14 protein-coding genes are annotated in these 12548 nt (G+C 42.8%); 8 read left to right on the top strand and 6 right to left on the bottom strand.

Going from position 1 to position 12548, the window contains the following annotated elements; translation table 11 throughout:
• Nucleotides 1-152 precede the first annotated feature (152 nt).
• Nucleotides 153-1031: an NAD(P)-dependent oxidoreductase gene (locus ABD036_RS05875; RefSeq protein ID WP_343857481.1), complete on the bottom strand. Its 879-nt coding sequence runs from the start codon at nt 1029-1031 to the stop codon at nt 153-155.
• Nucleotides 1032-1929: 898 nt separating this feature from the next.
• Here ABD036_RS05875 and ABD036_RS05880 point away from each other — a divergent pair.
• From ABD036_RS05880 to ABD036_RS05905, 6 genes are all read left to right on the top strand, one after another.
• The gene (locus ABD036_RS05880) at nt 1930-3534 is read left to right on the top strand and encodes an HNH endonuclease signature motif containing protein (RefSeq protein WP_343857483.1); all 1605 of its coding nucleotides are present in this window, start codon (nt 1930-1932) and stop codon (nt 3532-3534) included.
• A 99-nt stretch (nt 3535-3633) separates the two neighbouring features.
• Nucleotides 3634-4053: a hypothetical protein gene (locus tag ABD036_RS05885; protein WP_343857486.1), complete on the top strand. Its 420-nt coding sequence runs from the start codon at nt 3634-3636 to the stop codon at nt 4051-4053.
• A gap of 262 nt (nt 4054-4315) precedes the next feature.
• On the top strand, nt 4316-4660 hold the full coding sequence (locus tag ABD036_RS05890) for a DUF883 domain-containing protein (protein WP_343857488.1): 345 nt from the start codon (nt 4316-4318) through the stop codon (nt 4658-4660).
• Between the two features lie 7 nt (nt 4661-4667).
• Nucleotides 4668-5105 (top strand): hypothetical protein, encoded by a 438-nt coding sequence (locus tag ABD036_RS05895; RefSeq protein ID WP_343857490.1) that lies wholly within the window; start codon nt 4668-4670, stop codon nt 5103-5105.
• The gene (locus ABD036_RS05900) at nt 5098-5379 is read left to right on the top strand and encodes a hypothetical protein (RefSeq protein WP_343857493.1); all 282 of its coding nucleotides are present in this window, start codon (nt 5098-5100) and stop codon (nt 5377-5379) included. Before ABD036_RS05895 ends, ABD036_RS05900 begins: the two co-directional genes overlap by 8 nt.
• 182 nt (nt 5380-5561) lie before the next feature.
• A complete protein-coding gene (locus tag ABD036_RS05905; protein WP_343857495.1) occupies nt 5562-6467 on the top strand; it encodes a cation diffusion facilitator family transporter in 906 nt (301 codons plus the stop codon).
• Between the two features lie 95 nt (nt 6468-6562).
• Here the strand turns inward: ABD036_RS05905 and groL are convergent, their stop codons facing one another.
• The 3 genes from groL to ABD036_RS05920 all read right to left on the bottom strand — a co-directional run bounded on the left by groL (nt 6563) and on the right by ABD036_RS05920 (nt 9026).
• A complete protein-coding gene (gene groL, locus ABD036_RS05910) occupies nt 6563-8215 on the bottom strand; it encodes a chaperonin GroEL (protein ID WP_343857497.1) in 1653 nt (550 codons plus the stop codon).
• Between the two features lie 41 nt (nt 8216-8256).
• Nucleotides 8257-8547: a co-chaperone GroES gene (locus ABD036_RS05915; protein ID WP_343857499.1), complete on the bottom strand. Its 291-nt coding sequence runs from the start codon at nt 8545-8547 to the stop codon at nt 8257-8259.
• A 203-nt stretch (nt 8548-8750) separates the two neighbouring features.
• Nucleotides 8751-9026 (bottom strand): peptidylprolyl isomerase, encoded by a 276-nt coding sequence (locus ABD036_RS05920; RefSeq protein ID WP_343857501.1) that lies wholly within the window; start codon nt 9024-9026, stop codon nt 8751-8753.
• Nucleotides 9027-9109: 83 nt separating this feature from the next.
• Here ABD036_RS05920 and ABD036_RS05925 point away from each other — a divergent pair, with 83 nt between their 5' ends.
• The gene (locus tag ABD036_RS05925) at nt 9110-9679 is read left to right on the top strand and encodes a DUF502 domain-containing protein (protein WP_343857504.1); all 570 of its coding nucleotides are present in this window, start codon (nt 9110-9112) and stop codon (nt 9677-9679) included.
• Nucleotides 9680-9828: 149 nt separating this feature from the next.
• Here the strand turns inward: ABD036_RS05925 and ABD036_RS05930 are convergent, their stop codons facing one another.
• A complete protein-coding gene (locus ABD036_RS05930; protein ID WP_343857507.1) occupies nt 9829-10455 on the bottom strand; it encodes a DNA alkylation repair protein in 627 nt (208 codons plus the stop codon).
• A 253-nt stretch (nt 10456-10708) separates the two neighbouring features.
• Nucleotides 10709-11725, bottom strand: coding sequence for a mechanosensitive ion channel family protein (locus ABD036_RS05935; protein ID WP_343857509.1), 1017 nt, complete (start codon nt 11723-11725; stop codon nt 10709-10711).
• Between the two features lie 451 nt (nt 11726-12176).
• On the opposite strand from ABD036_RS05935, the gene ABD036_RS05940 reads away from it, so the two are divergent.
• Nucleotides 12177-12371 (top strand): CsbD family protein, encoded by a 195-nt coding sequence (locus tag ABD036_RS05940; protein ID WP_343857512.1) that lies wholly within the window; start codon nt 12177-12179, stop codon nt 12369-12371.
• Nucleotides 12372-12548: the final 177 nt, after the last annotated feature.

Genomic DNA, 12548 nt, shown 5'->3' on the forward strand with positions numbered 1-12548 from the left:
GACCTTTATCTCAACTTAGTTGATCGTTGCGGCGCATTTAACAGCTCTAGTCTGTCGACATTGAAAGTGTTTTTGGGCGCCTATAATTAACCTGTTGAAGTCATACTCGACCGAGTAATCATAGTTAAGCAAAGCGCCAAATTCTAAGTGAACTACTTTTCTAACTTACGGTAGTAATCAAAAATCTCAGGCACATTGCCACTTCCCATACCAGCATCAAATGCCGCTTGAAGATTAGCCGAAGAACCCTCAGCTATTTTCGATTCGGTGCCTAAATCTTCGACCATTTGTAAGAAGTAGCCAAGATCTTTGTTTGCATTAGCAATGGAGAACCCAAGATCACTCACATTATCAACAGCATAGTTTTTACAAAATTGCATAAAGGGAGAGTTAGACGGGCCAGTAGACATTATGTCGAAAAGTTGCTGACGGTCGACACCTGCCCGCTCTGCTACCGCAAATGCTTGAGACATGGCGCAGACTGTTGTCATACCCATAAAGTTATTGATCAATTTGGTTGTGTGTCCTGCTCCAAGGGCGCCTAAATGAAATACATTTTCGCCTTGGTCTTGCAACACCGGTTTTACTTTATTGAAAGTCTCAATATCACCAGCAGCCATGATGTTAAGCAATCCATCTTTAGCATGCGCCGGAGTGCGACCTAGAGGTGCGTCAATCATGCCTGCGCCTTTTTTAGCTAGGTCAGCGCCAATTTTGCGTGTAGAGGCTGGAATTGAAGTACCAAAATCAACCAACACTGAGCCGGCTTTGATCCCGGCTAGAACGCCATCTGGTGCATACACCACCTTTTCCACTATTGCCGACGTAGTCAGGCACAGCATGACAATATCCGCTGCTTCAGCGAGCTCTTTAGCAGTACCTACTGAAGCCGCGCCTCTTTTAACACATGCGGTAACGGCATCTTTATTCAGATCCATTACGATTAACGGGTAACCTTTGTTTTGTAAGTTTTCGACCATATTGCTGCCCATTAGGCCAAGGCCGATAAAACCGATGACAGGTTTTGACATGAATAACTCCTAAATAGTTTTGTGCATTCTTATCTGGCTATGAGTAATTGCCATTCATCTTCAATTAACGGACGACGTCGCTCGTTTTCAATTAAACAGAGTTATTCGATGCGCATATTTACTTCTGACAAGGTAATTGATTTCACTAATTCTTAACTAATTACGTATTCAACTAATGCCAAGCATAACTCTCATATTATACCGATATCGCTTTAGAAACTTACCGCCTCCCAACCAATCAGCATAGACAAACAGTATTATTGTATTACCAGTTTGTCAACCAATAATTTAAAAGTTGTTACAGCTGTTAACAAATACGCGGTTAATGGATACTCATTACTATTCAAATGTAAGACCGGTAACCTTATCATCTGGGCTGAGGTTAGCGTCTAGCACAACAGCTGACTGTTAAATTTTTATTAATAATATTAATTATTTAGAAGAAATTACTAGCGGAACTGTTGTTTTATAAAGCTGAAATATTTGAATTTCAAACTAAGCACAACTTAAATGGTAATAACAAAACGTCAATTTTGGTAATGTCAACCTATGTAAACTTACAATGATTAAATCTACCATTGATTAGAACGCATCGAGAAAGCACCTTAAGCGTGGGTCCAATACCGTTTTTTGCAGCGACTTGACTGCGGGACAAATACAGATTGGTTTTTTGCCCAACCAACTAAACTCCGTTTACATACCATCTCGCTAAAGAATAGTCCTCAGTGCTCACTTTCAACCAACCTTTTATTGACTTTATTAAGCTGTACAGTTATTAAACTACCCCCAATGCCATTTAAAAAGCCTAATAGCTTGTTATCCATACATAAATGGCACACCAAGGCAGGTTTTTAGACCCTACACACTATGTGAATAACTATAATAATCGGGAACAAAAATGAATAAACTAACGACCTTTTTATGGAGCACACTACTCATCAGCCAAATGGTGTTGGCTGATGTGGCAAATGGAGAATTTGAGAATTGGAACGGCGGCGTCCCGCAAGACTGGACATTAATTGACAGTGGGATCTCAGTAAGTCAATCCACTAGCATAGTAAACAGTGGCACCAGCTCAGCGGCCATCACCGTTAACACCACAACGCAAGGATCCACTGATTTTCGCCAGAGCATCAGTGTCACAGCAGGACAAAACTTAGAATTTAGCACTTGGGTTTATCACACAGAAGGGGGAGTCAAAGCGAGACTCTATGTGGATGGATACAGAGGCTATTCTGACAATACGATCACCAATCAATGGCAGCAAATATCCTACAACTATACCGCTAGCGCCAATGGCACAATAGAAGTTGGACTGCGCTTTTACGATGTTGCTGGGTTTGATGGTTCAGAGGTCGTTTACATTGATAACTATGCGCCAAACTCAGGCGTGGGAGGCGGCTCAGGATGCCAAACTAATGCAGGGCTATTTACCCTCAACACCGACAATTATGGTTCGGAAACCAGTTGGCAATTAGAAAACAACCAATCGGTTACCATCGCTTCTGGTTCAGGGTTTGCCAGCAATCAAAGCTATGAAGAGGCGCTCTGCCTAGCCGACGGCGACTATACCTTAACCATTAATGACACTTATGGCGACGGCATCTGTTGTCAATATGGCAGTGGCTCATACAATCTCGTGCTTAACGGCAATACAGTTGCCAGTGGCGGAAGCTTTGGTTATGTGGAAACCACCAGCTTTACCCTAGGTGGTGGAGGCGGCTCGTCCGGTTTAAACGGCTATTACGCGGATGCTGATGGACTCACTGGCTACCAACTTAAAACCGCACTTTACAACATTATTAAAGATCACTCAGTGCAAGGATACGGCGCATTGTGGGGCTTCTATAGTAGTTATGAAACTGACATCTACTACGAAAATGATGGCTCCATACTAGACATCTACTCTGAGCGACCCAGTGCGAATGACCCTTATGTTTATGCACCCGTTAGCAACCAATGCGGCTCATACTCGGGGGAAGGTGATTGTTATAACCGAGAGCACTCATTCCCACGCAGCTGGTTTGGTGGAGCGATTGAACCGATGAACTCTGACGTTCATCATATATTTGCCACTGACGGAAAAGTGAATTCCGTGCGCAGTAGTTATCCGTATGGTGAAGTTAGCAATGCTTCTTACAGCTCTCAAAATGGCTCATTATTAGGCTCTGCAAGTGCTGGAACAGGCTATTCAGGTACCGTTTTTGAGCCCATTGATGAGTTTAAAGGAGACATTGCACGCGCTTATTTTTATATGGCGACTCGTTATGAAAATGTCATCGGCAACTGGCAAAATAACAGTACTTATAGTGATGCAGTGCTAAATGGCACCAGCAATCAGGTTTTTGAAGCATGGTTCTTAGCATTGCTTAAATCCTGGCATCAACAAGATCCGGTTAGTCAAAAAGAAGTGGATCGTAATGAAGCTGCTTATACTCACCAAGGAAATCGCAACCCATTTATTGATCATCCTGAGTTGGTAAGTGACATTTGGGGCAATTAATGTCGTTGCAGTCATAACATAATCAAACGGCTCCATTGCGGGCCGTTTTTTTGTCTGCAATACTTCAAAGTTCAGCAAACATCAGGAAATCCAGAATTCATGCAAAACTCACCCACTGCCGCATTCGAGTCAGAATGGATAACGTTACAAAATCAATATGACAGTTATGAAAAATATGCGCTGGTCATTAAGCTGTTGAGTGTTGCGTTGTGCGCCTCACTTTTATTTCATCACAAACTAGATTATCTATTCGTGGTGTTGCTTGCCCTTTGTTGGTTAATAGAAAGCATATGGAAAACCTTCCAAAGTAGAATTTCAGTCCGGTTGATAAAGATTGAGCATGCCATAGCGCAACAGCAAAGCGCTGGGGCGATGCAGTTTCATTGCGACTGGTTAGCAACCCGACCGAGTGGTGTGAAACTAGTCCTTGAGTATCTTAAAAATTCATTAACCCCAACCGTATTGGTCCCTCATGGCATTCTTTGTAGTGTCGGTGCATATGTCGCTTATTTTTACTAATTACGTCGATTGAAAAAACTAGAGAGTACCTAAATCATCAACTACTTCGTTAGAGTAAATATCGTAGAAGGCTTTGTAATTCCTATAACAAACAGGTAATTATTACTTTCACATTTTGACTCGCAACCCTCAAAAAAATAAAATCACATAATATTCAACAACTTAAAGTTTGGCATCGCTCTTGCTTTTTAGAAAGAGAGATTGAGCATTGTTTACTTTGTATATGCTCAGTTGTAGTGAATTTTACTTTTAAGGAGAAATCATGAATACGCAAGCAAACAAGACCAAACCAAATAAAACCGCTAATGGTGTTAACAAACCGGTTGATCCTGAGGCTTCAGAAGCTAACGCACCAGTAGCGGAAAAGTTAAAGAAATCACTTCACGAAACCGTAGATGCACTTGCTGAAAAAGCGGGTGATGCAGAAAAAACCTTACGATCAGGTGCCGCAAATTCATCTGAAGTATTGAATGAGAAGCAGCAGCAAATCCAGCAAAGTTGGGAAGCATCTTCAGTGCGCAAATTCGCTGTTGAAAATCCAGTAGCAACTGCAGGTATGTCATTTGTGGCGGGCGCTTTGTTCGGTAAATTCCTAAGCCGTAACTAAGATCCCCATGGAATCTCAAGCAACGACAGAGCAGCAATCCGCTGTTTCGGACTCTACTATCGACGAGATAAAAGCATTGGCACCACTCTCTGAGGAGTGGTGGCTTGCCTATAAACGCAAATTGAGTGCAGGGAAGCACTTAGCGTCGGCAGAGTGGAACCTTACCAAACGTGCTTTAACTATTACACTGGTTTTGGCACTTTGCATGATAGCCGCTCTTTCTAGTCTACTTATTGTACTAAATGGTGCTGCGCTTTATCTGTTGATTCACTTTGCGCTGCCAGGCTGGTTAATAGCCCTCATCTTAATCAGTGCCAATGTGGGTTTGGTGGCAGTGCTTGCTACCACGACCATGCGAGTGGTGAGCCACGTTAGTATGAGCAAAAGTTGGGCGATGGTTAAAGGCGAAAACTCGTTAGATTCGGAGGATCAAAACGATGAGTAAATTATTGGAAAACGCGCTTCTAGGAAGTCAAAAAAAAGAGCTTGAACGTCTTTTTGGTCACTACGAAGTTGAAGCCTATGTGGCTTCAAAGCGAAAGAATATATTGCTAAATCACGTCAAAGCGTTGCTGGCAAAGCCGAGTGTACTGGCCGGGATTTTTGGTGCTGGGGTTGCAAAGGAAGTGCTCACAACCAAATCAGATGAACATAGCCAAACGACAATACTGGGTTTTTCGTATCCGCAGATTGTTACCATTTTGACTCGATTTGTGTAAGCAATGGATACCTCAACCTTGCTTACTTCACTCGCCTTCGTAAAGCCCTGATTTTTAGCTCCGGTTCTAAAGCCCTTCTACTTGACCGCTTTGTAGCCTAATATAGGCGAATAGAGGGGCAACTTTCCCATTGGTGTCCTCCCTTGAGACGCGAATTCATGCTGTTGAGGGTTAGTTAATTCATGCACAGTAGTCACCATCATTCCCATGCCCATAGCAGCGACGCAGCATCAAACCGTATTGGCTGGGCATTTTTGTTAAACGTTGTCTTCACCCTGATTGAATTTATCGGAGGCTGGCTAACCAATAGCACTGCAATTATGGCCGATGCGGTGCACGATCTGGGCGATAGTTTGTCGATTGGCACAGCTTGGGGTTTGAATAAGCTAAGCGACCGACAAGCAAATAATAGATTTTCGTATGGCTACAAGCGTTTCTCGCTGTTAGGTGCGCTAGTCAACGGAGTGGTGCTTCTCACCGGCTCAGCGTGGATCTTATATGAAGCAATCCCTAGGCTTGCCGCACCAGAAATGCCGCAAGTCGAAGGCATGTTATTGTTGTCGATATTTGGCATTGCGGTGAATGGATTTGCTGCCTATAAGCTCAGTGGCGGTAGCACCTTAAACGAGAAAGTATTGAACTGGCATTTACTAGAAGACGTGCTCGGTTGGGTTGCTGTTCTTATTGTATCTGTGGTGCTCATGTTTAAGCCTTGGGCTATTTTAGATCCGATACTTTCCATCGGCTTCACATTCTTTATTCTGTTCAACGTGATGCGCAATTTAAAGCAAACAATTCTGCTATTTTTGCAAGCTACTCCCGATAAAAATCAAATGGACGATGTCCGAAAAATTCTATTAGACAGTGATGAAATTAATGCAATTCATCATTTTCATATTTGGTCGTTAGACGGCGAACATAATGTGATGACGGTACACTTAGAATTGCAGCAAGATGTAACCTTGTCGCAAGTGACCATGTTAAAAGAAAAATTACGTGAAGGCTTAGCTCGGTTTGACTTCATTCACACCACAATTGAAATTGAATTTGCCAACGAGCCCTGCCGAGATGAGTTAGATAAACACTAGTTAATATCTGTAGGGAACACTGAAAAAAAGAAAACCCACAAACCGTGAGGCTTGTGGGTTTTTGAGCAAATGAATGCTGTGTTATGAGGGGATGATTACATCATGCCGCCCATGCCACCCATACCGCCGCCCATGCCGCCCATATCAGGCATGCCGCCTGCGGCGTCATCGGCTGGTGCATCAGCGATCATCGCTTCAGTGGTGATCATTAGACTTGCAACAGAGGCTGCAAACTGAAGTGCTGAACGAGTCACTTTAGTTGGGTCAAGGATACCCATTTCGATCATGTCGCCATACGTATCGTTACCAGCATTGTAACCGTAGTTGCCAGAACCATTTTTCACTTCATTGGTAACAACTGATGCTTCTGCACCTGCGTTAGACGCGATTTGACGCATTGGTGCTTCCATCGCGCGAAGTAGCAATTTGATACCTAGCGTTTGCTCTTCGTTGTCGCCTTTCAGATCGCCAACGATAGCCGCAGCGCGCACTAGTGCAACACCACCACCAGCTACAACACCTTCTTCTACCGCGGCACGTGTTGCGTGAAGTGCATCTTCTACACGAGCTTTCTTCTCTTTCATTTCAACTTCAGTCGCTGCGCCAACTTTGATTACCGCAACACCACCAGCTAGTTTAGCTAGGCGTTCTTGCAGTTTTTCTTTGTCGTAGTCAGAAGTAGACTCTTCAATTTGTGCTTTGATTTGTGCACAACGGCCTTGGATAGCTTCTTCATCACCGGCACCGTCAACAACGACAGTGGTGTCTTTGTTAATTACCACACGCTTAGCTGTACCTAAGTCTTCAAGTTGTACTTTTTCAAGTTCCAAACCGATTTCTTCAGAGATAACAGTACCGCCAGTTAGAGTAGCGATGTCTTGTAGCATAGCTTTACGACGGTCACCAAAACCAGGCGCTTTAACCGCAGCAACTTTAACGATGCCGCGCATATTGTTTACCACTAGTGTTGCAAGCGCTTCGCCTTCAACATCTTCAGCAATGATAAGCAAAGGCTTAGATGCTTTTGCTACTGCCTCTAGAGTAGGTAATAGCTCACGAATGTTAGCAATCTTCTTGTCAACCAAAAGGATATACGGGCTGTCTAGTTCAACAGTGCCATTTTCTTGGTTGTTCATGAAGTAAGGAGACAAGTAACCACGGTCAAACTGCATACCTTCAACCACTTCAAGTTCGTTTTGCAGTGCTTGGCCTTCTTCAACAGTGATAACGCCTTCTTTGCCAACTTTGTCCATGGCTTCTGCGATTAGGTCACCCACTTCAGAGTCAGAGTTTGCAGAGATAGTACCGACTTGGGCAATCGCTTTGCTGTCTGCGCAAGGCACAGATAAGCTTTTCAGTGCCGCAACCGCTTCAACAACGGCCTTATCGATACCGCGCTTAAGATCCATTGGATTCATGCCCGCTGCTACTGACTTCAAACCTTCGGTAACAATGGCTTGGGCAAGTACAGTTGCTGTAGTAGTACCGTCACCGGCTTCGTCATTAGCTTTAGACGCAACATCTTTAACTAGTTGTGCACCCATGTTTTCAAACTTATCTTCAAGTTCGATCTCTTTGGCTACAGATACACCGTCTTTGGTGATAGTAGGCGCACCAAACGACTTGTCTAAAATAACGTGACGACCTTTAGGGCCCAGGGTAACTTTTACTGCGTTTGCAAGAACGTTAACGCCGGCCAACATTTTGTTGCGAGCGTCATCAGAAAAACGTACTTCTTTAGCTGACATATTTAATTTCCTCTTAATTTCTTTCTAGGTGATTATTGCTATTATTCTACAACCGCTAGGATGTCGCCTTCGCTCATGATGAGCACTTCTTCGCCATCCAATTTTTCGGTTTTAACGCCATAACCATCATTAAAAATTACTACGTCGCCGATTTTGACATCGAGTGCCTTGACGTCGCCGTTATCTAAAACACGACCATTGCCAACCGCGATGATTTCGCCGCGTGTTGACTTTTCAGCCGCAGAACCAGTTAGCACAATGCCACCAGCAGATTTGCTTTCTTGCTCTTTGCGCTTAACGATAACGCGATCATGTAAAGGACGGATTGCCATTTTCAAATCTCCTGAAAATTCCAATTTAAAGTTAATGTGCCCGAATAGTCGGGGTTTGAGGCGGCCACTATGACCACACTCGAAATAGGGTCTGCGTGCAAAGATGGGGATAGCCGTAGTGACTTCAAGGGCTTTGATTAAAAAAAACCGAAAAAAACACCCATTTTTTGACAAAAGTGGGGTTTAGTCAGGAGTTAAATAGATTAACTGCGATAAAGCGTCTTGATGAGGTGGTAACCAAATTTGGTTTTTAGCGGGCCATGAACCGTCAACAATGGCTTTTTAAAGGCGACATTTTCAAACGCCTTGACCATTTGCCCGGGGTGTATTTCGCCTAAATCGCCGCCGCGTTTTCCGGAAGGACAAATACTGTGTTTTTTGGCGAGCTGTTGGAAATGACCGCCATTGTCCAATTGCTGTTTAAGTTGGTCAGCCAATGCTTTTTCTTTTACCAATATATGGCAAACCCCTGCTTTCATTTACTCCTCACTAAATCCATTGATTGTTACCCTAGGTCACTGTCATTATAGACTGATTAGATTCACCATCGGGCAGCAAATTCATGAGAAAAATCATTTCTCTTTCTTTCCAAGGTTTGGCGGCAATTTTGCCCCTTACCCTGACATTGTATTTTATATACTGGTTTATGACCGGTACTGAGCGTTTATTAACGCCTTACGTGCCAACTCAATATTACTTTCCCGGTTTAGGGATCATCATGGCCTGCGCAATCATTTTGGTAGTGGGCTTATTGGTTAATGTATTTTTTGTCAGCTGGATTGTATCGACAGCAAATCGCCAAGTTGAAAAAATTCCCTTGGTTAAATCGATATTTGGTGCCATCCGTGACACCTTAACCGTATTTAAAATAAGCGAGAAAGACAGTAGTAAAGCCGTCGTCTCGGTGGAGATAAAACCCGATATGCATTTAATCGGCTTTGTCACCGCTGATCTAGTAGGCAAGGAATTGTTTAACGATGACAAAAAGATAGGCGTTTATGTTCCACTGAGCTTCCAAATAGGCGGTTACACCTTGTATGTGAACCGTGATCAAGTCACCAAATTGGACATCGGGGTTGAAGAGGCGATGCGTATTGCGCTGACTGGCGGAGTCAAAGCAAAAAACACCTAACATTTTGACAAGAACTGGGAGGGGGGCAGGCCATAATACGTCACCCCCAACTTGATTAGGAACCGCTGTTTTTTTCCAGATAGAATTGTAGGACAGTTAATAAAGCGGCGTTTTTTAGAAATCCAGACTTTCAAAACTATGGATTCTGCTTAGCTTGCAAATTTCTGTTTCAGGTAGTCACTGGTCAGGTGCTTTAAAATATCAAATGGTTCGCACTTGCTACCACCTTCATTAAAGTCGATTGCACCAATGCGCTTAGCGACATCAATGGCTGCTTTATTCAATGTTAGATTGCGCTTACCAATTCCCATTAATGCTGTGCCCATCGAGAGTCTTACAGCCTTAGGTTCGTTATCTATTGTCTGATTAATTTGCGAGATTGTGGTCAAAAAGAACTCATCATTTAGACGACTATCACGTTTGTTCTTAGAAAGTTCATATAACAACCCATAGGCTGAGATTTTTCGTGGAAGGCTGTCACTATTTTGCCATCTCACAGCCATATCAAAGGCGATTGCAGATTTTGCTAAGGTCGCATCGCAGAAGCTGAAAACATGGGTTAACATTCCAGCACTCAAGCTTTCAACTTGGTTTTCTGCTTGTTCCACAGTTATTTTCTTCGGTTCATCAATTAATAAACCAATGACCCTCAAATCATAATAGTCGGACTGCCAGCATTCGAGTGCTAGTTGATGATTACGTCCAATTGTCTTAGCCAGTTTACGTAATTGAGTGAGGCCCAAGCCGTAGCTTTTTAGACCACAGGTATTTTCCATTTTCGACCAATGAGAAATACCGCGTTCATTTTGATGCTCTCAAACTAATGCTAAAACGTCTGCCAAAATCATAAATACAATTCATTAGGTGCTCATTACTTAAACATACGCCATGAGGATAGATTCGGCAATTTAAGCTAGCCGAATGGGAAGTGGTGACGGCTTCTTGGACAATCAATTAGCGCATAGGCCCCATGTTAGAGGCCTATTATGAGTGAATGGTCAGTAGCGTCATCTAGCTGTTCGTTACTTACTACTGCTTATTTTCGGAGCTTTTTTCAGCTTCAAGTTGGGCTTTCCATCGTGGCTTTAAGTCTTTATCCTTTTCAGCCGGCCAACCTTCTCTTTGCTTGGTTCGATCACCATCAAACGTATCTGTTTGGTCATGCAACAATTGCTGATAGGTTTCATAAGGCATGTCTATGCCAGCATCATCTAATGCCGTTTTCACAGCCTTAATCACCTTTGAGTGCACATGCACAACGTCGCTCCTGCTGCTGTCAGTCCACCAGCGTGCACGGATAGTTACCCAGCTAGCCGCAAGGTCCCATGGTAATGCCTCGGGTGCAGGTTCAGTTACGATCTCATCAACACTTTTAACTGCATCGAGTATGATGCTGCATGCGTCGTCAATGCCATCACCGTAACCGATCCCAATATCATACTGACTTCTGCGAAATTCATGGGCGGTTTTGACCAACACTGAATTAGTGTATATATCGCTATTTGGTATGACGATTCGTTGACCGTCATAAGTCTTGATAATGGTTGCTCGGGTCTCAATTCTTTTCACGGTTCCTTCGAAACCATTAACCTCAATTTGATCATCTATTTCAAACGGTTGACGTAGTAAGATAAGTAGCCCAGCAAGCCAGTTTTGTAAAATGTCTTTGAATGCGAAGCCGATGGCGACGGAACTAACTCCTAGTCCAGCGATCAAATCTGCAGGCTTCAATGTGGGGATGACAATGGTTGCAGCGAATAAAAAGCCAATGATCATTAGCATCCATTTGACCAGTCCGCCTAATACCTCGCCTAAATTGTCCCTAGAACGCTTAACGGCACTTTTGCGAACTATGCGGCCAAGAAATCTCGCCAGAAAGTAGAAAACTATTAACACCAATATTGCAGTGATAATATTGGGTATCAACCTGACTGCTCCGTCAATCCATGAGTCTAATTTCTCAACAAGCATCCCAGGATCAAGATCGATTTGCTGAGGAGCATCTTCTACAACTCCCCCCTTGTTGTCACCACTAGCACTTTGCATGATTTGTTCCTTCTTTCTTAATTTTGCTGAAAACAATGTTGAGACTGCCTTTGAGTCAGGGCCTAATTGTTACAACAAGAAAAGTTAGCTTCACAAAGTAGAGTGCAAGTAACTTGCCATTTTTCTAATATAGGTTACGACCTTGGTTTTATTGAATTACATTGCCATTACATAATTATCGTTCGCTAAAAGGACATGTAGAATGTTTAGATAATCAACATAATCATTGTAAATATTACAACTACAAACTCAGTAAAGCCTTTGTCTCCCAAAGCTTCGACGCCTTAGTTAGCAAAGCAACCATTAAAAAATAATCAAATAAAATCAGCGACTTATATAAAGGTAATTTCAAAATTAAGATAGTTCCAACAAAATGGTGTGAACTTTGCTGAATAACAAATAGTTCTAAGTGAACAGAACGTAAATTCGTTAATCAATAAAGGAGAAGCTTATGAATAGTGATACTTTAGAAGGTAACTGGAAAGAAATGAAAGGTAAGGCGCAGCAGAAATGGGGCAAACTTACTGATGATGATTTAGACCAAATTGAAGGTCGTAAAACCGAGCTCGTTGGTAAAATTCAACAAGCTTACGGCAAATCTAAAGAAGAAGCTGAGAAAGAAGTCGACGAATTCTCTCGCAATTAGTCTAGCCGATTCGTTAACGTTAGAAGTTAAAATAAGGCCTGATTTTTCAGGCCTTTTTTCGGCGCTATTTCCTCTCACATTGTTTACAAAAGCTGACTTTCATACAAATAGACTCTGCGTTACAACCTTATCACCAGAAGTTTATGAGATGAGCATAAAGTCGGTTTTAGTATGTGG

Origin of the sequence: Aliiglaciecola litoralis (genome assembly GCF_039523355.1) — a bacterium.
GTDB classification, from domain to species: domain Bacteria; phylum Pseudomonadota; class Gammaproteobacteria; order Enterobacterales; family Alteromonadaceae; genus Aliiglaciecola; species Aliiglaciecola litoralis.

What these genes read in the sequence shown, in the direction of transcription:
- ABD036_RS05875 (WP_343857481.1), bottom strand. Translation starts at nt 1,031, where the DNA reads ATGTCAAAACCTGTCATCGGTTTTATCGGCCTTGGCCTAATGGGCAGC.
- ABD036_RS05880 (WP_343857483.1), top strand. Translation starts at nt 1,930, where the DNA reads ATGAATAAACTAACGACCTTTTTATGGAGCACACTACTCATCAGCCAA.
- ABD036_RS05885 (WP_343857486.1), top strand. Translation starts at nt 3,634, where the DNA reads ATGCAAAACTCACCCACTGCCGCATTCGAGTCAGAATGGATAACGTTA.
- ABD036_RS05890 (WP_343857488.1), top strand. Translation starts at nt 4,316, where the DNA reads ATGAATACGCAAGCAAACAAGACCAAACCAAATAAAACCGCTAATGGT.
- ABD036_RS05895 (WP_343857490.1), top strand. Translation starts at nt 4,668, where the DNA reads ATGGAATCTCAAGCAACGACAGAGCAGCAATCCGCTGTTTCGGACTCT.
- ABD036_RS05900 (WP_343857493.1), top strand. Translation starts at nt 5,098, where the DNA reads ATGAGTAAATTATTGGAAAACGCGCTTCTAGGAAGTCAAAAAAAAGAG.
- ABD036_RS05905 (WP_343857495.1), top strand. Translation starts at nt 5,562, where the DNA reads ATGCACAGTAGTCACCATCATTCCCATGCCCATAGCAGCGACGCAGCA.
- groL (WP_343857497.1), bottom strand. Translation starts at nt 8,215, where the DNA reads ATGTCAGCTAAAGAAGTACGTTTTTCTGATGACGCTCGCAACAAAATG.
- ABD036_RS05915 (WP_343857499.1), bottom strand. Translation starts at nt 8,547, where the DNA reads ATGGCAATCCGTCCTTTACATGATCGCGTTATCGTTAAGCGCAAAGAG.
- ABD036_RS05920 (WP_343857501.1), bottom strand. Translation starts at nt 9,026, where the DNA reads ATGAAAGCAGGGGTTTGCCATATATTGGTAAAAGAAAAAGCATTGGCT.
- ABD036_RS05925 (WP_343857504.1), top strand. Translation starts at nt 9,110, where the DNA reads ATGAGAAAAATCATTTCTCTTTCTTTCCAAGGTTTGGCGGCAATTTTG.
- ABD036_RS05930 (WP_343857507.1), bottom strand. Translation starts at nt 10,455, where the DNA reads ATGGAAAATACCTGTGGTCTAAAAAGCTACGGCTTGGGCCTCACTCAA.
- ABD036_RS05935 (WP_343857509.1), bottom strand. Translation starts at nt 11,725, where the DNA reads ATGCAAAGTGCTAGTGGTGACAACAAGGGGGGAGTTGTAGAAGATGCT.
- ABD036_RS05940 (WP_343857512.1), top strand. Translation starts at nt 12,177, where the DNA reads ATGAATAGTGATACTTTAGAAGGTAACTGGAAAGAAATGAAAGGTAAG.